Consider the following 21,897-nt stretch of genomic DNA (forward strand, 5'->3'; position numbering starts at 1 on the left):
AAATAGTATTTTAAAAATTGGATTGGAGAGATTTAAATGATCATTAAAAAAGTATATACAACAGTTGATGTACATGTTGCAGGCGAACCATTACGAATTATAACGGATGGGCTACCCGAGATAAAAGGTGATACTCAATTGGAAAGACGTGCTTACTGCATGGAACATCTTGATTACATAAGAGAAGTACTGATGCTTGAACCAAGGGGGCATCACGGTATGTATGGATGTATTATTACGCCCCCTGCGAGCCCTCATGCAGATTTTGGAGTACTGTTTATGCACAATGAAGGTTGGAGCACGATGTGTGGACATGGAATTGTTGGTGTAATCACGATGGGGATAGAAACAGGTCGTTTCATCGTGACAGAAGAAAATCAGAAATTTATCATCGATAGTCCTGCAGGTGAAATAGTAGCCTATGCAAAATGCAATGGTTCTATTGTAGAAGCGGTTTCTTTTGAAAATGTTCCGTCATTTGTATTGGAAAAGGATATGCCTGTAAGTATTGATGGTTATGAATTCAATGTTGATATCTCATTTGGAGGTGCTTTCTACGCAGTTGTTAAAAGCAAAGAGATGAGTTTGAAAGTAAATACCAAAGATTTACCTGCAATTCAAAAATGGGGAACGAAAATCAAACGATATATCGAAGATAAAATAGATGTAGTTCATCCACTTGAAAGTGGCCTTCGTGGCATTTATGGTGTTATTTTCTCAGATGATCCAGTAGGAGAGAATGCAAATTTGCGTAATGTTACAATTTTTGCTGATGAACAAATCGACCGTTCACCTTGTGGTACAGGTACGTGCGCAAGACTGGCAAGCCTTTATGCACATGGTGAATTGGAAGATAAGGGAAGCTTTGTTCACGAAAGCATCACAGATGGCCAATTCATTGGTGAGATATTATCGATTAGCAATGTAGCGGGGTATGAAGCGGTTATTCCAAAAGTTACAGGAGAAGCTTTCCTGACAGGTTTCCACCAATTTTTAGTTGATCCACGCGACACTTTGCCAAGAGGATTCTTATTGGAAGAGATTTGATAGTTTCGTAGCTTTAAAGAAAGAAGGGGTGGTGCAAAAAGAAGAATAATTTTATTCAATTAACTATTTATGTTGCTGTATCATCACTTATTGATACTGGAAACATAGTAAATAATATTGAGGATGATTTAACGGGAACCGCAATTGTGCATTCACGTTTTGGTGATGAAATAGAATCTCTTGAAGAAGCTAAGGATGCATCCTTTCCAGAATCAAATATGGTGGTTCAATAATCTCGCAGAGCAACATGTATTTGTTAGGTAGTTCAGTACTGGAGGAAAAGATATGTTGATTTTAAGTGCACGTGAACAAAAGAATTTGATGGATATGAATGAGGTAATGGACTGTGTTGCGCAAGCATTAAATGAGTTTTCCGCCTCGAGAACAGAGACACCAATTCGGTTGTCACTTCCTTTTGGCCTAGCAAATACAGGGCTTGTCATGCCTTCCGTTGCCAAAGAGTTGCAAACAATGGGTGTTAAATATGTAACGGTGGTTCCCGATAATAAGAAAACTGGCAAAACCATTCAGGGTGTTGTTTTATTATCTGATATTGAAACTGGTGAACCGTTAGCTTTGCTTGAAGGCTCTTTTTTAACTCTTATTCGAACAGGTGCTTTATCAGGTGTTGCGACAAAGTATTTTGCACGTGAGAATGCGAAAGTATTAGGTGTTATTGGAACTGGTGAGCAAGCAAAAGGTTTGTGTGAAGCAGTTTTAGCTGCAAGAGATATAGAAGAAATTCATTTATTTAATCGTAGCGATTCAAAAGCAAAAGAGTTTGCTCAATTCTTAGAAGAAAAGTTTAAAGTAAAAACAGTTCTTTGTGATAATCCTAATGAAGTGGTACGAAAAGCAGATATTCTAGTGACTGCAACGAGCTCGACAATCCCGGTCTTCACCGAAGCATTGAAACCAGGTACGCACGTAAACGCGGTGGGCTCATTCCGTCCAACGATGCAGGAATTACCGTCAAGTGCAATTGCTTCAGCACATAAAGTTATTGTAGAAGCAAAAGACGCAGCTCTGGAAGAAACAGGAGATTTACATGTGCCGATTCAAGAAGGAGTATTTTCTGAAACTGGTATTCATGCAGAGCTTGGAAAAGTGGTAAGTGGGGAGCGGCCAGGTAGAGAAAAGGATGAGGAAATTACCATTTTTAAATCTGTGGGTCTTGCGATTGCGGATATAGTTGTCGCTAAATATTTGTATGATAAGGCCATTGCGAATAAAGCAGGGGTACATGTGGAATTATAAGCAAATTTATAATCGCGAGTAATGAGGAATTTGAGAAGGTTCCTGTAACATTTTAAGAAATAGATGTTTAGAAGAGAGAGGGGAAAGAGTGCTCCTCTTTTTTTGTGCATTTCTACATATAGAACCCCTAGCAATTTACTAGATGGTAGAAGTTCTGGGGTTAACAGTTCTCAATGGAATTAAAGTATTATATTGTAACTTAATTAAAGTGTACTTCCAGCAGACTTATAATACTTCGTGAATAAGTAAATCAAGGAATGCTTCTTTATTCGCTTTTCATATATAGAGTTTGATAAAGTAGAGATAAGAAACAGAATATATTATTAGGAGTTTTAAGAAATGAAAATACGTCCAAAGAGATTGCAGGTTGGAGATACGGTTGGGATTATTGCACCTGCTAGTCCACCAAATTTTGAGAAGTTAACAAAGTCATTCGCTTTTTTAGAGGAGCTTGGCCTGAAATATGTTATTGGAAAGTCTGTACAACTGCAGAATGGTTATTTGGCAGGAACTGATGAGGAGCGTTTATCTGATTTACACGAAATGATTGAAGATCCTAATATTGCTGCTATTCTCTGTGCTAGTGGTGGGTATGGTGCTGCACGTATTGCAGAACGCATTGATTATCAATTATTAGAGGAGAATCCTAAAATCTTCTGGGGATTTTCAGATATTACGTATTTACATACCGCTTTTGGTTTGTATTCTGATATTGTAACTTTCCATGGTCCAACTTTATCAAGTATGGGGCGAGAAGATGTAGCAGAACGTTCTAAGCATATGTTTAAGCAGTTGTTTGAACCTGCTGAGATTCACTATGAAGAAGATATCTCTATGCTTACAACAGTATCTGGTGGGGCTGTAAGAGGGGAACTAACAGGAGGAAATCTAACACTAATTGTCAGCAGTATTGGTACTAAGTATGAAATCGATACTAAAGGAAAAATATTGCTTATTGAAGATATTGGTTTAGAGCCGGCTCAAATTGATGGTCTTCTCAATCAGTTAAAGCTTTCACGCAAGTTAGATGAAGTAGCAGGTGTTATTATCGGAGAGTTTACGAACGCAGAGCCTAAAGAATACGTAGATTCACTCACAATAGATGAAGTATTTACTCATTATTTTGGCAAGTTAGGTAAACCAGTTGTGAAAGGCTTCAAAATTGGACATTGTGAACCAAATGTAGCAATTCCATTAGGTGTGGATGCTATTTTAGATGCAGATCGTAAGCATTTAGCTATTTTACCGGGTGTTCAGTGATACCTTACAATTAAATAATTTCACAGCTTAGATAATAGTTGGAAATTCAATGCTCTTAGGCATAATTCTTTAATCGTTACCTTATAATACAATAACTTCTTGTTAATAAAATTCGATTTACACAATAAACATTTACAATATAACTCATCTCTCATAGAGGTGAGTTTTTTTATTTGTTTCTATTAGTATATCCAGTTAATGATTGAATGCAAAAGTAAATACATTAATTTTTAAATAATTGATATTAAAGTAAAAATCTGTTAATGTATTTTTATAATATTATCAGAATATTATAAAAATAATAGGGGTGATAGAGTGAAGTATTTTTTATCAGTAGACATGGAAGGGATTACGGGTTTACCGGATTACACGTTTGTATCTCAATCAGAAAATAATTATGAACACTCTAGAAAAATTATGACAGATGAGGCCAATGCGATAATTGGTGCTGCTTTTAAAAGTGGAGCGAAAGAAGTGCTAGTAAACGATAGCCATTCCAAAATGAATAATTTGTTAGTTGAGGAATTGCATGAGGATGCAGATTTGATCACGGGAGATTTAAAGCCGCTCTCAATGGTTCAAAACGTAGATAAAACATTTGATGGTGTAATGTTTGCAGGATATCATGCGAGAGCAGGACAACCTGGAGTAATGAGCCATTCAATGACATTTAGTATTCGAACAATTTTCATTGATGATGTGGAAATTGGTGAAATTGGCTTTAATTCATATGTGGCTGGTTATTTTGGAGTGCCAGTTATTTTTCTAGCTGGTGATGATTGTGCTTGTCGTGAGATTGAGGCACTTATTCCTGGTGTTGTAACTGCAGCAGTAAAAGAATCAATTTCAAGGTCGGCTGTGAAGACATTACATCCTAAAAAAGCACGAGCATTGTTAGCTGAAAAAACGGCTGAAGCGATTGCGAAAAAAGATTCAATTAAACCACTTGTACCACCAGCTACACCAACATTACGCATTGAATTTACAAATTATGGACAGGTCGAATGGGCAGCGTTAATGCCAGGAACGAGGATTATTGAAGGAACAACAATGGTGGAGTTTAAGGCAAAAGATATTCTAGAGGCATATAGAGCAATGCTAGTAATGGCAGAGTTGGCATACCAAACACGTTATTGCTGACAAGGAGGAGGTGGGTTTGAATGATTCAATATATAATAAAGCGCTTCTTCATGATGATTTTAACAGTGTTGCTTATTGCGACATTGACGTTTTTTTTAATGCATGCAATTCCAGGGTCACCATTTGATGATGATCGTACTTCAAATCCTACAATTCAAGAAAATCTAGAAAAATACTATAAGCTAGATCAGCCATTGCCGGTGCAATATGCGAACTATTTAAAGGCTATTGTTACCTTTGATTTTGGTCCTTCGATTAAGAAACCAAATGACTCAGTTAATAGCTTATTGGCCAGGGGATTCCCTATTTCATTTGAGCTAGGAATCATAACGATACTAGTAGCGGTTATATCAGGGGTAACGTTAGGCACTTTAGCAGCACTCCGGCATAACGGAATAATTGATTATCTTGCGATGACTTTTGCGGTTATAGGTATTTCTATTCCAAACTTTATTTTAGCAACTTTACTTATTCAAATTTTTGCAGGTGAACTGAAGTGGTTACCCGCGGCAACTTGGCAAAGCCCGCTTCATATGATATTGCCTACTTTAGCATTAGCAACAGGACCTATGGCGATTATTGCAAGGCTTACTCGCTCTAGCATGTTAGAGGTACTAACACAGGATTATATAAAGATGGCGAGAGCAAAAGGTTTGAAACCCTCTAGAATTATTATCCGGCATGCACTACGAAATGCCATGATGCCTGTCGTGACAATTATGGGGACGATGCTAGCAGGAATATTAACAGGTACCTTCGTTATTGAACGTATTTTCGCAATTCCAGGTATGGGAAAATACTTCGTTGAAAGTATTAATAATCGTGACTATCCCGTAATTATGGGCTCAACTGTTTTTTATAGTGCATTTTTAGTATTCATGCTATTCCTAGTCGATATTGTATATGGCATATTAGATCCGCGTATTAAATTGCACAAAAAAGAAGGTGAATCATCATGACCAATGTAAAAGACATTGAAATAAAAGACGAGTGGTTTAAGCCTAAAGCGAAGAACTTGGAAAACGCTGAAATGGTTGTAAGGCCGTCATTATCGTATTGGGCAGATGCTTGGCGTAAGCTAAAAAAGAATAAGCTAGCAATGTTAGGGATGTTTTTTTTAATATTTCTTGCCATTATGGCGATATTTGTTCCGATATTTTCTCCGTATTTAGTTACAGCAACTGATTACCCTAGTCAAAATAAAGCGCCTTCTATGACGCATTGGTTTGGAACGGATGAAGCAGGTCGAGATGTGTTTACAAGAACATGGTACGGCGCACGAATTTCTTTGTTTGTAGGTTTGATGGCAGCACTTATAGATTTTTTTATAGGTATTATTTATGGAGGTATTAGTGGTTACAAGGGCGGCAAAGTGGATTTAATTATGATGCGTATCATTGAAGTTTTATATGGTCTTCCACATTTACTTGTAGTTATTTTGTTAATGGTCGTAATGGGATCTAGCTTAACGACAATTATTGTTGCCTTAACAATTACAGGATGGGTAGGAATGGCACGTATTGTACGTGGTCAAGTGTTGCAATTAAAGAATTATGAATTTGTAACAGCTTCTAAGTCTTTTGGGGCTAAGACTTCACGCATCATACGAAAAAATCTGTTACCAAACACTATGGGACCAATTATTGTACAGATGACACTGACAGTGCCGAGTGCAATTTTTGCAGAAGCATTTCTAAGCTTTTTAGGCTTAGGCATTAGTGCGCCATTTGCCAGCTGGGGTGTAATGGCAAACGATGCATTGCCTGTTATTTTGTCGGGACATTGGTGGAGATTATTTTTCCCAGCACTATTTATTTCATTAACAATGTTTGCATTTAATGTTCTTGGTGATGGGCTACAAGATGCACTTGATCCAAAATTAAGGGGGTGAGTGGCATGGTACGTGAACAAGCGCTGCACAACAATTCTATGGGGCAGCCAACATTCGAGGGAAAAGAGAGATTGAAAGAAAAAATCTTACAAGTGGAAGATTTACAAGTGACTTTTACTACATTTGGCGGCGTAGTTCAGGCTGTAAGGGGTGTCACATTTGATTTGCATAAAGGTGAGACACTTGCCATTGTAGGAGAATCTGGTTGTGGTAAAAGCGTTACATCAAATGCGATTATGGGATTAATTCCACAACCCCCCGGGAAAATTACAAACGGCAAAGTAATCTTTAAAGGAAAAGATTTAACTTCTTTTAAAAAATCTGATCTTCGTAAAATCCAAGGGCTAGATGTGTCTATGATTTTTCAAGATCCAATGACCGCATTAAATCCAACGATGACAATTGGAGAACAATTGACTGAAGGGCTACGTACGCATCATAAGATAAGTAAGGCGGAAGCTAAAACTAAGGCTATTGAAATGCTCTTACTTGTAGGAATATCAAACCCTAGTGAACGATTAAATCAGTACCCCCATCAGTTTTCTGGTGGTATGAGGCAGAGAATTGTTATAGCAATCGCATTAATTTGTGAACCTACCTTATTAATAGCGGATGAACCAACAACAGCTTTAGATGTAACCATTCAAGCACAAATTTTGGAACTGTTTGAAGAGATTCAAAAGAAAACAGGCGTCTCCATTATCTTAATAACACATGACTTGGGTGTGGTTGCTAAAATAGCCGATCGGATTGCAGTTATGTACGCAGGCAAGATTATTGAAATAGGTACGAAGCGAGAAATCTTTTATGAACCTACACACCCTTATACAAAAGGATTATTAAATTCAGTTCCTAGACTAGATTTAGTAGAGGAAGAATTAGAGCCGATTGAAGGAACACCACCTGATTTATTTGCACCACCAGCAGGCTGTGCTTTTACAGCGAGATGTCCATATGCGATGGAAGTATGTAATCATGTATATCCAGTGGCAACATCGCTATCTGAGAAGCATAAGGTAGATTGTTGGTTACAAGATGAACGTGCAAAAGGATTATTTAACTGAAAATGGTGAGGGGCACATTGTGCTTAATATATTTCACAAAAGAGTTAAAGGGGGATTATTTATGAAAAAGTGGTTAACAGTTTTACTCGTAGCAGTATTTGCAATTGTTTTATCAGCTTGTACGGCAAATAAAGAAGCAGGCAAAGAACCGTCATCCACTGAGGGTGGGGGAGATGCCAAGGAAAAAGTACTTTACTTAAATAACGGTAGTGAACCAACTTCTTTCGATCCGTCTGTCGGTTTTAATGCAGTATCTTGGAATGCATTAAATAACTTGATGGAAGGTTTAGTTCGCTTTAATGACAAAGATCAACCTGTAGAAGCGACAGCTGAAAAGATTGCTGTTTCTGATGATGGATTAACTTATACTTTTACAATCCGAGATGGAGCAAAATGGTCAAATGGCGATGCAGTAACAGCGGGAGATTTTGTTTTTGGATGGCTACATATGCTTGATCCAGAAACAGCTTCACCAGCCGCATTCTTAGCTTATCCAATTGATGGCGCTGAAGCTTATAACACTGGAAAGGGTAAAGCGGAGGAAGTAGCTATTAAAGCGACTGATGATAAGACATTTGAAGTGAAGCTGAATGCACCAACTGATGCGTTCTTGAGCATAATTACTAATCCAAGTTTCTTCCCGGTAAATGAGAAAGTTGCAAAGGAAAATCCAAAATGGTTTGCAGAAGCAGATTCATTTGTCGGTAATGGACCATTCAATTTATCAGAATGGGAGCATGATGTGAAATTTGTATTTAAAAAGAATGATCATTATTGGGATAAAGACACTGTAAAGCTTGATAAAGTTGATTGGGCAATGGTGAATGATACGAATACTGAATATCAAATGTACAAATCAGATGAGCTAGATGTATCGAGTGTACCTGCTGAGCTAGCAGAACAGTTAAAAAACGATAAAGAGTTACATGTAGAAGACCAAGCAGGCATATACTTCTACCGATTTAATGTAGAGAAAAAGCCATTTACTAACAAAAAAATTCGCCAAGCTTTTGCTAAGGCAGTAGACCAAGAAAATATCGTGCAATATGTAACGAAAAATGGTGAGAAAGCAGCGCATGGTTTTGTAACATATGGCTTCACAGGTCCAGACGGTAAAGAATTCCGAGAATCAGTTGGAGACCTAGTCTCTTTAGATAAAGAAGAGGCAAAGAAATTATTACAAGAAGGTATGAAAGAAGAAGGCTGGTCTAAGCTTCCAAAAGTGACATTAACGTATTCAACAAGCCCAGAACATCAAAATATTGCGGTAGCTTTACAAAGTCAAATTAAAGATGCACTAGGTGTAGATGCAAAACTACAAAACGTAGAAGCTAGTGTATTCTTAGCTGAACAAAAAGAGCTGAAGCATCAAACATCTCGTTCATCATTCTTATATGACTATGCAGATCCAATCAATGCAATTGAAAGTTTTATTACAGATTCCCCTATGAACCGTACAGCATGGTCAAACAAAAAATTTGATAGCTTGATTAAATCTGCTAAACAAGAAACAGATGCAACAAAACGATGGGAAACTCTACAAGAAGCAGAGCGTGTGTTAATCGACGAAGCGCCAATTGTACCATTATATTTCTATAATCAAGTGTCATTAGAGAAATCTAATGTATCAGGTATTGTTCGCCATCCAGTTGGATATACGGAACTGAAATGGGCAGACAAAAACTAAAGAGTAGCGGTGCCTATTATAGGCACTGCACTTTCTTGAATAAGTGAGGGAGTGTATATATTACATTCCTTGATTTATTTTAGAAAGGGAGGAAATGATGATGAAAAATAGACCTATGAGACTTCAAAAGGGTGACACGATCGGAATTATAGCGCCATCAAGTCCACCAAACCTGGAAAGTTTACAACATTCACTCACATTTCTTGAAGGGCTTGGGTTGCATTATAAATTTGGTCCATCCGTAGAGAATACTCATGGTTATTTAGCAGGTACTGATGAAGAGAGACTAAATGATCTACATGCTATGTTCGCGGACCCTACAATTGCTGGCATCATTTGTGCAGGTGGTGGTTACGGCTCAGCACGTTATACGGATAAAATAGACTTTCAGCTCCTTGCAAATAATCCTAAAATCCTCTGGGGTTATTCGGATATTACATTTCTACATACAGCGATAGGAAAGTACTCTAATTTCATTACCTTTCATGGCCCAATGCTAGCTTCGGATGTTGGAAGACATACATTCCAAGAAAAGTCAGGTCAAATGTTCAAACAACTTTTCCAACCAATGGAGTTACAGTATACAGAGGATTACTCACCATTAGAGACAATGGTTGCAGGAGTGGCAAAAGGAGAAATTACAGGTGGTAACTTAAGTCTTTTATCAAACGGACTTGGAACAGAATTTGAAGTCGATACGAAAGGAAAACTTCTATTAATTGAGGATGTAGATGAAGAACCTTATAGAATAGATTGTATGCTAAATCAATTACGACAAGCGGGTAAATTGCAAGATGCAGCAGGCATTATTGTAGGTGATTTTAGCAATACTGAGCCGAAAAAGAGAAAAGTCTCATTGAATCTGGAGGAAGTGTTAACTCACTATTTAGGCGCTTTAAATGTACCAGTAGTAAAGGGCTTTAAAATTGGGCATTGTGAACCTCATTTTGCAATACCACTAGGCGCAGAAGCTATTTTGAATGCGAATGATAAAACACTGACCATTTTACCAGGGGTCCAATAAGTGAAGGGGTGACACGTCATGATTATCCAAGCTATTGATGTATTTCAAGTTGCGGTACCATTAAAAAAACCATTTAAAACTGCGTTACGCACAGTAACGGTCGCAGAATCCATTTATGTACGTGTAACAGTAGAAGATGGGCGGGTAGGTTGGGGAGAGGCACCACCAACATTTGTCATCACAGGTGAAACTTTAGCTAGTATTCAATATGCAATTGAAGAGGTGTTTGCACCATTATTAAACGGGCAGGATCTCCGATTTTATGAGCAGGTTTTTAAAAAGCTTCATACTGCTTTGGTTGGAAATACAAGTGCTAAGGCGGCAATTGATATGGCATTGTATGATCTAATTGCACAACGATCAGATCTACCCCTATATCAATTCTTGGGTGGAAATAAAAAGGAGATAGAAACCGATTATACAGTAAGCGTAAATGCTCCGGAGGAAATGTCAGCTGATGCAGCAAAATATATCGCTAATGGATTTCAAGTATTGAAAGTAAAAGTGGGTATCGGTGAAATAACTGATGATATTGCTAGGATAAAAGCAATTCGAGATGAAATTGGCTATACAACGAAACTTCGACTAGATGCCAATCAAGGTTGGAATGCAAAGGAAGCTGTGTACGCCATTTCTAAAATGGAAGACTTAGGTCTAGATATAGAATTGATTGAACAACCCGTAATAGCACATGATGTGCATGGGTTAAAATTTGTAACGGATCATACATTAACACCGATTATGGCTGATGAAAGTGTCTTTTCAGTTCATGATGCAAAAACTATTTTAGAAATGCGTGCAGCAGATTTAATTAATATTAAATTGATGAAAGCAGGAGGGATTTATCAAGCCCTGAAAATCAATGCATTAGCTGAAAGCTATGGGGTGCAATGTATGACAGGGAGTATGATAGAAACCAAAATTGGTATTACCGCCGCAGCACATTTTGCTGCTAGTCAACCAAATATACAATATTACGATTTTGATGCCCCTCTAATGTTGAAATTTGAAACAATCAAGGGCGGCGTAACATATAAAGAAAGAAATATTAGCTTCTCAGAACGTAGTGGATTAGGCATTGAAGAAGTATATACAGGGGGGACTAAATGACCACATTACATAATATTTGGCATTGCTCAGTTGCAGTAGCATCTATTTGGACGAAACCAGAATCAGCTCGAGATATTGATCAACCAGCTATTACAAACCCCGTACATCTGGTTAAATGGTTAGAAGCGCTTCCTTATAAAGAACGTTTAGACTTATGTGACAGTAATAGAGTTCAAACGCAGCTATTGTTTGGAGAACCTGTAATAGTAGAGGAAATTCAAGGAGAATGGGCAAAAGTGATTGCCATCTTACAACCTACTCATAAGGATGAAAGAGGCTATCCAGGTTGGGTACCTTTGGCGCAATTATCTAAACAAAAACTTTTGGATTCAACGGAAAGTATTATTGTGAATGTGGACAAAACACAATTATGGTCTGAAGATGGTACACCACAAATTGTCTTAACTTTTAATACAATATTGCCTGTATTAGACGAGAAAGCACAATATTTTATCGTTGATACACCAATAGGAAGAGGAAAAGTATTAAAATCGAGTGCAGTAAAATATACAGGAGACATTGTACAGTCGATGAATAAGGCTGTACAGTTTGGTCTTTACTATTTGGACTTACCGTATATTTGGAGTGGTATGTCATCGTATGGATATGATTGCTCTGGCTTTACTTATAATATGGCAAAAGCTTGCGGTCTACGAATTCCGAGGGATGCAGGTGACCAAGCTACATATGGTATGGCTATATCAAAGGACAATGAAGAGGAATGGCGAGTTGGAGATTTATTATTCTTTGCAGATGAAAAGGGTACCAAGCCGGTGAGGCATGTTGGTTTTTACTACGGTGAAGGACAAATGCTTCATTCTCCACAAACCGGTAAATCGGTTGAACTATTAAAACTTGCAGGCACAATATTCGAGGAAGAAATCTGTGCTGTTAGACGCTATGGACCGGGAGTGAAAACAACATGACAGAAAAAGTGATTTTATCGGTGCAAAATTTGAAAAAACATTTTGATTTAGGCAAAGGTACCACATTAAAGGCGGTAAATGGTATAAGCTTTGACGTGATGGAAGGTGAGACATTTGGGTTAGTTGGCGAGTCTGGGTGTGGCAAATCTACAGCAGGAAGAACAATTTTAGGGCTGTATAATCGTACAGATGGGAAAGTCTTATTCGAAGATCAAGATGTCCATTCAATGACAGAGAAGGAGCGCAACAACTTCTTGAAAAAGATGCAAATGATTTTCCAAGATCCATATGCATCATTAAATCCGCGTTCTACTGTCTTTGAAATAATTGCAGAACCAATAGAAATTCATCATTTAAATAAATCGAAAGAAGAACTAAAAGAGAGAGTATATGAGTTACTAGAGGATGTTGGTCTGAATCGTGATCATGCCAATCGTTATCCTCATGAATTCTCAGGTGGTCAACGTCAAAGAATCGGAATTGCCAGGGCATTAGCACTTGAACCTCAGTTTATAATTGCCGATGAACCGATTTCAGCTTTGGACGTATCTGTCCAAGCCTCAGTAGTAAAACTATTGCAGAAGCTCCAAAAGGAAAAAGGTTTGACGTATTTATTTATTGCACATGATTTATCGATGGTAAAATATATTTCAAAACGAATTGGCGTTATGTATTTAGGGCAAATGGTAGAATTGACGACAAGTAAACAATTGTACAATGAACCTCTACATCCATACACACAAGCTTTATTATCAGCTATCCCTATACCTGATCCGGATATAGAGGAGAAAAGGGAACGTATTATTCTTGAAGGGGAATTGCCAAGCCCTATCAATCCACCAACAGGCTGTGTTTTCCATACCCGCTGTCCAATGGCAAAAGCAGTTTGTTCACAACTACAACCAAAATGGTTAGAAAAAAGTGAAGGGCATTATGTAGCTTGCCATTTATATGATGAAGAAGTGCTTGCGATGGAGCAATTAGAGAAGATTGCCCACTAAATAACATATAAAAAACGCGCTCTCCACGAAGGAGAAGCGCGTTTTTTCGTAACGGCAGATCGGGTGATACTTAACTAATAATTTGTGGGCCTTTGCATTGGTTGGTCATTGGTCACGGTTAATATGTTAAATGGTCATCGGTCATCGGTTTGAATTCAACTAATGAATGAGGTGATCATGCCAGTTACGCCTCGAGGAAGAGTCTCACTGCCTCAAGGTTAGAAATACTTGCTATCATCAAAATCGATTTCGATTGTATAGTTTTTTGCATTAATTAAATTAGATAACTTATGCGCGTCCTTCTCAAGTTCTATTGCCTTCAAACGGTATTCCTCAGGGTCAAATAAGGCAACACGGTAAACAGTTGTACCGTCAGAATAGCCATATTGAATTTCTTCTTTTTCTGATTGAGCAAACTCTTTATAGGTAGCTGCTCTAGCACGAAGTTGTGTTGCAAATTCTATTGCTTCAACAATTGTATAATCTTCACCTTTAAATGGAAGAGTATGATCAATATTCGCACGGTATACTAATTTATCTAGTAAGCGAATATCTTTGCGAACATCTTCAAGTTCAGTATCTACTTCTGTAAGTAAACGCTTAGAAGGTTTTGGTTCTTCACCTTTTTCCACTTGAACAAAAGCTACACGTTGTAATTCAGAGGATAGCTCATGTACTTTTTTCGTTAATATGCTTTTCAGTTTTACTGCTTCTGCTAATGTAATAGTACCCACTATAGAACCTCCTTAAATTTCAAGTGATTGTTGAGTATTGAATAATAGACCCGTTGTGAAGTCGCCACCATGCACTTGTGAGAACATTTTGCCTGCAGCCGCTAATAATGCATTGCTATTTTCAATAGACAAAGATGGACGTAAATAGAACACTTGAAGTGCTTTGGTCGTGTTCTCTGTCACAGCTGTCCGTTTCGAATCAACAAAGGGGCTACCAAAAGGTCCTTTTGCATCTGACGTAACAATAATATTATGTAACGAATTAAAGCGGCCATTTAATCCTTCATAGCCCGTTTCCTCATCACCAAGAGATACGGTCACATTACCATCTAAATTTTCAATATCATATATTCCAACTGGCATTTCGTATTGTAATGAAAAGAAATTATTTAAATCTACCGCTGAGTGAAATGGCGCTATATAGTTCTGCTTGGCAATACGACGCATCAAACTTTCAGCGGAGTGACGGTAGCGATTTGGATCAGCACCAAGCGATTTCCAAAGCTTACGCCATTCAGAAATGCCAGCACGCTCAGTTACAGGGCTGACCTGTAATTCTAGAAATAAGTTTTCTTGATATAACTGTGTACGTCCTTTAATCATTTGAGGAGATTCAGACACAACAATTTTGGTATAATGGATAATGCCGATTTTAAAGTCTGGTACTTTGTTAAGTAAAGTAGAATCTAATGCAACTTTTATCATGAACATCACCTATATCTTGTATTTTCACAAGTGTAACATATAGAAAGGAGTAGAACCAAGTGATTGTCAACGTCTTGCAAGAAGAGCTGATTGAGTACGCAAAAACCATTGGCATAGATAAAATTGGTTTTACATCCGCTGCACCATTTATTGAGTTAAAGAACTTGTTACGTCGCCAGCAGGAGCTCAATTTTCAATCGGGCTTTGAAGAATCTGATATTGAAAAACGTACTGAACCAACCCTTTTACTAGAAGAGGCACAGAGTATTATTGCTATCGCAATTGCTTATCCATCACGAATGAAAAATGCACCTAAAGGTAAGCGAGGTGAGCGCAGAGGTATTTTCTGCCGAGCATCATGGGGAATGGATTATCATACAGTGCTTCGCGAAAAATTAGCGTTACTTGAAGCATTTCTACAGGAAAAAGTTCCGCACGCTAAAATGCGTTCAATGGTTGATACGGGAGAGTTATCTGATCGTGCTGTAGCCGAACGAGCTGGCATTGGATGGAGTGCAAAAAACTGCTCAATCATAACTCCAGAATTCGGTTCTTACGTTTATCTAGGAGAAATGATTACGAATATCCCATTCGCTCCAGATGAACCAATCACTGACCAATGTGGGGATTGTACGCTGTGTATTGATGTATGCCCAACAGGTGCCATAGTACAAGCAGGTCAATTGAACTCGAACCGCTGTGTAGCATTTTTGACGCAAACAAAAGGGTTTTTACCTGACGAGTTTCGTACAAAAATCGGTAATCGAATTTATGGCTGTGATACTTGCCAAACGGTTTGTCCAAAAAACAAAGGTAAACTAAATTGGCTACACGATTCCTTTAAGCCAGATCCTGAAATTGCGAAACCTCTACTGGAACCGTTATTGACTATTTCAAATAAGGATTTCAAAGCGAAATTCGGCTATATTTCTGGTTCTTGGAGAGGGAAGAAGCCAATTCAGCGTAATGCTATTATTGCCCTCGCTCATTTCAAAGAAGAGTCAGCCCTGCCAAAACTGATTGAGGTTTTACAGAATGACGAACGTCCAGTAATTCGAGGAACAGCTGCATGGGCTATTGGTAAAATGGGTGTAGTAGATGCAAAAGAAATTTTACAAGTAGCATTACAAAAAGAACAGGATCCTGAGGTTATAATAGAAATAGAAAAAGGATTAGCCTTTTTAGCACAAAAATAAAGGAAGTGTCAAAGTTGTCTTTGCATATCGTTTTATATCAACCAGAAATCCCTGCCAACACTGGTAATATCGCCAGAACTTGCGCAGGTACAAATACAAGCTTACATTTAATTCGACCATTAGGGTTTTCAACGGACGACAAAATGTTGAAAAGAGCTGGATTAGATTATTGGCATAGCGTAAATATTACGTATTATGATTCAGCAGATGAATTTTTTGAAAAGAATGATGGTGGATCATTTTATTATATTGAAACATATGGTGATAAAGCCTATTCAGATTTTAATTTTAGTAACCAAGATGAAGAGATTTTCTTTATTTTTGGAAAGGAAACGACAGGAATTCCGATGGAGTTAATAGAAGGAAACCAAGATCGTTGCTTGCGTATTCCACAAAGTGATAATATACGCTCATTAAATCTTTCAAATACTGCAGCTATTTTAATCTATGAAGCAATGCGCCAACAAAATTTCCCTGGATTAAAATAAAAAAAGGACAGCCTGTAAGTAGGTTGTCCTTTTTTATACGATGGATTACTTTTCAGAAGTGCCTTGTTTGTCTTCATATCCACCAGTGAAGATTGCAGTTAAAAATGCTACACAAACACCAAGAATTAAAATTAATTTCATGGAAGTACCCTCCTCATGGTTATAAAAAGTTCTTTATCAAGTATAGCCTACTTTATATAAAAATGAAATATTAGCAGTTATAAAATTATGGCAGAAATCGTTCTTTATTATTTGCAATGTACATATTAATCGAATAGGATGAAAGAAAGGTGCTAATAATTCCTAAGTAATGCATTTTTGTTAAAGGAGCGGATAATATGGATAACAATGAAAAGCAACCAGAAAACGGCTCAATGGCAACTTCTATGGAGGAGCTAAAACAATTAGGCAAGCAGATGGATAAAATGCGTGATGGTGAGGAGCTTGAGCGTGATGGTCGCGTACAAGATCCTGTACAATCAGATAAAGCACCATCAATTCATCCACGTGATTAAAAAATGCCCATTGCATCTAAATATGCAGTGGGCATTTTTTTGTATGATTAAGATAAGAAAGTTAATTGGAATGCAAACAAAATAGCAAATACATAAAGTAAAGGATGTACTTTTTTTGCCTCGCCTTTCGCTATTTTTAGAATAGGGTAAGAGATAAATCCGAAGGCAATTCCTGTCGCAATACTTGAAGTAAGCGGCATGATTAAAATAATTAAAAATGCAGGGAAAGCCTCTTCGAATTTCTCCCATTCGATTTCTTTAATAGAACCAATCATCAACGTACCAACGATGATTAATATTGGTGAAGTAATCGCAGAAACCCCTGATATAGCACTAACTAAAGGTCCAAAGAATGAAGCAGCGACAAATAGAATAGCGACAGTTAAACTCGTTAAACCTGTACGGCCACCAGCAGCAACCCCGGCAGAAGATTCAATAAATGCCGTAGTTGGACTTGTCCCAAACATAGCACCAAAAGTTGTAGCAACTGAGTCGGCTAACAATGCTTTGCGAGCGCGTGGTAATTTACCATCTTTCATTAAACCCGCTTGTTTCGCAACCCCAATCATAGTCCCAGTCGTATCAAATAGTGTAACTAAAATGAACGAAAATACAACGCCGTATAATCCATAAGAAATAACCTGGCCGATTGCTTCAATCGGGTTCCAGACTAATATGCCTTCAGGAAGATGAGGAACTGCAACCACCTTTTCAATATGCAATTGATTTGTTAAAGTTGCAACAATACCTGTAATAAACATACCAATAAATAGGGCGCCACTAACATTTCGTACCATTAATATTACTGTAACAAATAAACCGAATAATGTTAGTAGCACGCCTGGAGAAGTTAAATCACCTAGCATCACTAAGTTACTTTCACTATCGACAATAATATTCCCCATACGCAAGCCTAGGAAAGCAATAAATAAACCAATACCAGCAGCAATTGCACGTTTTAAATTCTCAGGAATTGCTAAAATTAATTTTTCACGTAGTGGTGTTAGTGATAACAGAACGAAAATAATACCAGATACAAACACAGCAGCAAACCCGGTTAAATAATCAATGTTGCCTTCTGATGATACGACGATTGAGTAAGTAAAATATGCATTTAACCCAATACTTGGCCCGATAACGAGTGGATAATTCGCAAATAGTGACATCCATAAAGTACCTATAACGATGGCAATTATTGTCGCTATGAAAACTTGGTCAAGTGGAACCCCAGATGCAGATAACATACTTGGATTCACAACAACAATGTATATCATAGTAAAGAATGTGGTTATTCCTGCTATAAGTTCCGTCTTAACATTCGTTCCATTTTCCTTTAAACGAAACATTTTAATACCCTCTTCCTTGGAAAAAAACAATTTTTATGACATTAAATATGATATTTATGCATTTTAGAGAAATAACAAGAATATATTAATGATTTCTATATGAGAAATCAACTGTTTTCCCAAAGTCTTTATTCTCGAAATAATTTGATTACATTTGTATAATGAAATTATCAATTAGAAGGAGTTGTGCGATGTGTTGAATATTACATCTACAAAAACACTACATAACGGCGTGGAAATGCCACGTTTTGGACTTGGTGTGTACAAAATGACTGATCGCGAAGAAGCGATTCAAGCGATGACCACTGCAATTGATACAGGGTATATTGCAATTGACACAGCTTCACTATATAACAATGAAGTAGAAGTAGGGGAAGCAGTCAAAGCTTCTAATGTGAAACGTGAAGATTTATTCATTACATCAAAAGTTTGGAACGCTGATCAGGGATATGATGAAACTTTACGCGCTTTCGAGACTTCATTAAAGAAATTAGATATGGATTACTTAGATTTATATTTAACTCACTGGGCAGTACCTGATAAATTCAAAGACACATATCGTGCAATTGAACGCTTATATGATGAAAAACTACTTCGCGCAACGGGTGTTTCTAACCATCAGATTCACCATCTAGAAGAAATATTTGCTACAGCTAATGTTAAACCAATGGTCAACCAAATTGAAGTGCACCCATACTTAACACAAGTAGAAGTACGTAACTTCTGTACATCAAATGACATCGCCGTTACAGCATGGTCTCCATTAGCTAGAGGTAAAATTATAGATGATACAACTATCACTAGTATTGGCCAAAAATACGGAAAATCTTCAGCACAAGTAGTAATTCGTTGGCATTTACAACTGGGTAATATTGTTATTCCGAAATCAGTAACACCAAGTCGTATAAAAGCAAATGCTCAAGTATTCGATTTCGAACTTACAAACGAAGACATGCAATTAATCAGCGCACTAAACAAAGACGAAAGAACAGGAGCAGATCCAGATAACTTTAGTTTTAAATTTTAATGTTGAAGGCGTTCGCCAAGTTGAAACATGGGAAAACGTATATTTAGCATGAATTCTAAAGAGGTATGTTTTAGGAAATGTGCTAGAAGAATAAAAAACGCGAGAAGAAAATGTTGTGTTTTCTTCTCGCGTTTTTTTATTTTATTGCTTGAGAAGCGCTAAAGAAAGAGCGAGTAGTGGCAAAGCTAGAGTGAGTAGCGCCAAAGCTAGAGTGAGTAGAGCCAAAGCTAGAGTGAGAAGCGCCAAAGCTAGAGTGAGTAGAGCTAAAGCCAGTGAGTAGCGCCAAAGCTAGAGTGAGTAGAGCTAAAGAAAGAGCGAGTAGCGCCAAAGCTAGAGTGAGTAGAGCTAAAGCCAGTGAGTAGCGCCAAAGCTAGGGTGAGTAGAGCTAAAGCATGAGTGAGTAGCGCCAAAGCGGGAGCGAGTAGAGCTAAAGCCAGAACGAGAAGCGCCAAAGCTAAAGCAAGTAACACCAATCCCTACCGAAATCTCCAAATAAAAAAGCATCTCCGAGCAATAAACTGCTCAGAGATACTATGTAAATATTTATTGATCAATAATCTCCATTTTCTTATCTGTGAATGGATGAGTAAATTGGAGTTTTCTTGCGTGTAAAGAATAATCGCCAGAAGCAGTTTCTCTTGCATCATATAAAGTATCTCCTACAATTGGATGACCGATATGTGAAAGGTGTACACGAATTTGATGAGTACGTCCAGTTTCTAATACAAGGTTGACGATTGTTGAGTATTGCAGATGACGTACGACTTCAAAATTAGTTATAGCCATTTGACCTTCGGGAGCTACGCGTCGGCGGGTACCGTGGTGGCGATCTTTGGCAATTGCTTCACGAATTGTCCCTTTGCGTTCTTTCATATGACCTTGAACTTCTGCTTCATATACGCGAAGGATTTTCTTCTCTTCTAGTAAGCGATCGAAAATAGATTTTGCGATTGGGTGTTTTGCAACAAGTAAAAGTCCAGCTGTACCTTGGTCTAGTCGATGCACATGCTCTGCGTATACTCCGCCTTGTTCTTGTATATATTTCATAACATGATTCATGCAAGTAAAACGATCCCAAACGTCATTTGGATGTGTAGCCATACCTTTTGGTTTAGAAACGATTAAGCAATGTGGATCTTCGTATACTACTTTAACTTCGCATTCACGAGTTGCTTCATATGAAGATTCTGGTACATCCATAGTTATGACAATTTCCATACCTTTTGGACGAGGGTCTTTCCATTGTAGAAGTTCGCCGTTTGTGTCTGAAATGGCTTTTGTCATGCGTAATTCATGTACAGTTTTTTTGCCTAGCTTCCATTGTTCACGTAGTAGTTCTTCGATAGTTTGGTTATCTTGTAGAATAGTGAATGTCCAAGATTGTTTCATTAATATTCCTCCATTAAAAAGAAGGATTATGTTGTTTGTACAACATAATCCTTTCTAGTTGTATTATTTCACGAGATCAGTTTGTTTTAGGAATGCTTCGAAAGTAGCCTCGTCTGCATCGCCTGCCATACGTTGAATCTCCTTACCATCTTTAAAATAAGAAAGTGTAGGTGTGCCTTCGATGCCGTACTTGTCAAATAAGTTTTCATACTCCAGTAAATTCAATTGATCGATGTGTACACCTAATTTTTTTGCTAATGGCATTAATTTAGGTGTTGCAGCTCTACAATGTGTACACTCTGGACTGAAGAAGTATACCACTGTTGGGTCGCCTTTAGATAGCTTTTTCTCAAGTTCTGTCGGTGTAATGATGTTTTGATAGTTTTTATCGCTAAGTAAATCAATTGTTGATTGTTTTAAATCATTAGTACCGTAAGGATTATCTTTTAATTTTGCTTCGTTTCCTTGGTTGTTTAAGACGATGATTAGTCCAAATAAGACAACAATTACGCCGGCAATGATTAGTAGCTTTTTCAATTATTTTTCCTCCTTAGATGCTTTTAACATGTAAAAGCTTGCTCCTGCGATTAAGACGAATGCTGTTAAAGCAAGGAATGGTATGGTGATGAAGCCAAACCAATTGATGTATTCCCCTGTGCAAGGTACACGGCCACATGTTATTGCAGAGCTAGTTAAAAATTCGAATTTTTGAATACCGTAATGGTAGATGGAAATACAGCCACCGATTATAGAAAAAACAGCTAAAGTTACAGCAATACGTGCATTTTTTTGAATATAAGCTACTGTTGTGATGAGGACAATTGGGTACATTAAAATACGTTGATACCAACAAAGCTTACAAGGTTCGTACTGTTGAATTTCTGAAAAAAATAGGGAGCCAAGCATTGCGACCAATGAGACGATCCATATGAATAGTAAACTATTCTCAACTTTTTTTGTCATAAAAAAATCTCCTAGTATTAGAGTATTTCCCTTTGAATTATAGAGGGAATGAATATACATGTAAAATATTTTATCCTTGACAAAAACTTCTCTTTTATAAAAAAGGCAATCTTGTGAAAGAGGCATT

The 21,897-nt window shown here is 37.5% G+C and carries 22 protein-coding genes; 16 read left to right on the plus strand and 6 right to left on the minus strand.

Annotated features, from left to right (window positions below; translation table 11 throughout):
* Positions 1 to 36: 36 nt before the first annotated feature.
* From MKY02_RS03035 to MKY02_RS03090, 12 genes are all read left to right on the plus strand, one after another.
* Positions 37 to 1,047, plus strand: a complete 1,011-nt coding sequence (locus MKY02_RS03035) for a proline racemase family protein (RefSeq protein ID WP_038189094.1) — start codon at positions 37 to 39, stop codon at positions 1,045 to 1,047.
* Between the two features lie 285 nt (positions 1,048 to 1,332).
* The gene (locus MKY02_RS03040) at positions 1,333 to 2,304 is read left to right on the plus strand and encodes an ornithine cyclodeaminase family protein (protein WP_076065675.1); all 972 of its coding nucleotides are present in this window, start codon (positions 1,333 to 1,335) and stop codon (positions 2,302 to 2,304) included.
* 339 nt (positions 2,305 to 2,643) lie between these two features.
* Positions 2,644 to 3,564 (plus strand): S66 peptidase family protein, encoded by a 921-nt coding sequence (locus MKY02_RS03045; protein WP_038189088.1) that lies wholly within the window; start codon positions 2,644 to 2,646, stop codon positions 3,562 to 3,564.
* Between the two features lie 315 nt (positions 3,565 to 3,879).
* Positions 3,880 to 4,704, plus strand: coding sequence for a M55 family metallopeptidase (locus MKY02_RS03050; protein WP_076065676.1), 825 nt, complete (start codon positions 3,880 to 3,882; stop codon positions 4,702 to 4,704).
* A gap of 20 nt (positions 4,705 to 4,724) precedes the next feature.
* A complete protein-coding gene (locus tag MKY02_RS03055) occupies positions 4,725 to 5,663 on the plus strand; it encodes an ABC transporter permease (protein WP_038189081.1) in 939 nt (312 codons plus the stop codon).
* On the plus strand, positions 5,660 to 6,595 hold the full coding sequence (locus MKY02_RS03060) for an ABC transporter permease (RefSeq protein WP_038189078.1): 936 nt from the start codon (positions 5,660 to 5,662) through the stop codon (positions 6,593 to 6,595). Before MKY02_RS03055 ends, MKY02_RS03060 begins: the two co-directional genes overlap by 4 nt.
* 38 nt (positions 6,596 to 6,633) lie before the next feature.
* On the plus strand, positions 6,634 to 7,659 hold the full coding sequence (locus tag MKY02_RS03065) for an ABC transporter ATP-binding protein (RefSeq protein WP_051448817.1): 1,026 nt from the start codon (positions 6,634 to 6,636) through the stop codon (positions 7,657 to 7,659).
* Positions 7,660 to 7,720: 61 nt separating this feature from the next.
* Positions 7,721 to 9,346, plus strand: a complete 1,626-nt coding sequence (locus tag MKY02_RS03070; protein ID WP_076034444.1) for a peptide ABC transporter substrate-binding protein — start codon at positions 7,721 to 7,723, stop codon at positions 9,344 to 9,346.
* A 100-nt stretch (positions 9,347 to 9,446) separates the two neighbouring features.
* Positions 9,447 to 10,370, plus strand: coding sequence for a S66 peptidase family protein (locus MKY02_RS03075; RefSeq protein WP_038189073.1), 924 nt, complete (start codon positions 9,447 to 9,449; stop codon positions 10,368 to 10,370).
* Positions 10,371 to 10,388: 18 nt separating this feature from the next.
* A complete protein-coding gene (locus MKY02_RS03080; RefSeq protein ID WP_038189070.1) occupies positions 10,389 to 11,480 on the plus strand; it encodes a dipeptide epimerase in 1,092 nt (363 codons plus the stop codon).
* Positions 11,477 to 12,406 (plus strand): C40 family peptidase, encoded by a 930-nt coding sequence (locus MKY02_RS03085; RefSeq protein WP_076065678.1) that lies wholly within the window; start codon positions 11,477 to 11,479, stop codon positions 12,404 to 12,406. The genes MKY02_RS03080 and MKY02_RS03085 overlap by 4 nt, the downstream gene beginning before the upstream one ends.
* A complete protein-coding gene (locus tag MKY02_RS03090) occupies positions 12,403 to 13,407 on the plus strand; it encodes an ABC transporter ATP-binding protein (RefSeq protein WP_076065679.1) in 1,005 nt (334 codons plus the stop codon). The genes MKY02_RS03085 and MKY02_RS03090 overlap by 4 nt, the downstream gene beginning before the upstream one ends.
* A 218-nt stretch (positions 13,408 to 13,625) precedes the next feature.
* Here MKY02_RS03090 and MKY02_RS03095 read toward each other — a convergent pair whose 3' ends face one another.
* Both MKY02_RS03095 and MKY02_RS03100 read right to left on the minus strand, forming a co-directional pair.
* Positions 13,626 to 14,141, minus strand: a complete 516-nt coding sequence (locus MKY02_RS03095) for a DIP1984 family protein (RefSeq protein WP_340710592.1) — start codon at positions 14,139 to 14,141, stop codon at positions 13,626 to 13,628.
* 12 nt (positions 14,142 to 14,153) lie between these two features.
* A complete protein-coding gene (locus tag MKY02_RS03100) occupies positions 14,154 to 14,843 on the minus strand; it encodes a B3/B4 domain-containing protein (protein ID WP_038189174.1) in 690 nt (229 codons plus the stop codon).
* A gap of 62 nt (positions 14,844 to 14,905) precedes the next feature.
* On the opposite strand from MKY02_RS03100, the gene queG reads away from it, so the two are divergent.
* From queG to MKY02_RS03115, 3 genes are all read left to right on the plus strand, one after another.
* Positions 14,906 to 16,042, plus strand: coding sequence for a tRNA epoxyqueuosine(34) reductase QueG (gene queG / locus MKY02_RS03105; protein WP_038189063.1), 1,137 nt, complete (start codon positions 14,906 to 14,908; stop codon positions 16,040 to 16,042).
* Between the two features lie 14 nt (positions 16,043 to 16,056).
* Entirely contained in the window at positions 16,057 to 16,530 is a 474-nt protein-coding gene (gene trmL, locus MKY02_RS03110; RefSeq protein ID WP_038189061.1) for a tRNA (uridine(34)/cytosine(34)/5-carboxymethylaminomethyluridine(34)-2'-O)-methyltransferase TrmL, read from the plus strand.
* Positions 16,531 to 16,868: 338 nt separating this feature from the next.
* Positions 16,869 to 17,045, plus strand: a complete 177-nt coding sequence (locus tag MKY02_RS03115; protein WP_164491935.1) for a hypothetical protein — start codon at positions 16,869 to 16,871, stop codon at positions 17,043 to 17,045.
* A gap of 47 nt (positions 17,046 to 17,092) precedes the next feature.
* On the opposite strand, the gene MKY02_RS03120 is transcribed toward MKY02_RS03115, so the two are convergent.
* On the minus strand, positions 17,093 to 18,391 hold the full coding sequence (locus MKY02_RS03120; protein ID WP_038189059.1) for an NCS2 family permease: 1,299 nt from the start codon (positions 18,389 to 18,391) through the stop codon (positions 17,093 to 17,095).
* Between the two features lie 196 nt (positions 18,392 to 18,587).
* Between MKY02_RS03120 and MKY02_RS03125 the strand changes: the two genes are divergently transcribed.
* A complete protein-coding gene (locus tag MKY02_RS03125) occupies positions 18,588 to 19,418 on the plus strand; it encodes an aldo/keto reductase (protein WP_038189171.1) in 831 nt (276 codons plus the stop codon).
* A 543-nt stretch (positions 19,419 to 19,961) separates the two neighbouring features.
* On the opposite strand, the gene MKY02_RS03130 is transcribed toward MKY02_RS03125, so the two are convergent.
* The 3 genes from MKY02_RS03130 to MKY02_RS03140 form a co-directional block, all read right to left on the minus strand.
* A complete protein-coding gene (locus MKY02_RS03130) occupies positions 19,962 to 20,807 on the minus strand; it encodes an RluA family pseudouridine synthase (RefSeq protein WP_038189057.1) in 846 nt (281 codons plus the stop codon).
* Positions 20,808 to 20,870: 63 nt separating this feature from the next.
* Complete coding sequence (locus tag MKY02_RS03135; protein ID WP_038189055.1) at positions 20,871 to 21,344, minus strand: thioredoxin family protein; 474 nt, start codon at positions 21,342 to 21,344, stop codon at positions 20,871 to 20,873.
* The gene (locus tag MKY02_RS03140) at positions 21,345 to 21,770 is read right to left on the minus strand and encodes a disulfide oxidoreductase (RefSeq protein WP_076034448.1); all 426 of its coding nucleotides are present in this window, start codon (positions 21,768 to 21,770) and stop codon (positions 21,345 to 21,347) included.
* Positions 21,771 to 21,897: the final 127 nt, after the last annotated feature.

The organism is Viridibacillus sp. FSL R5-0888, assembly GCF_038009105.1.
GTDB lineage: Bacteria > Bacillota > Bacilli > Bacillales_A > Planococcaceae > Viridibacillus > Viridibacillus arenosi.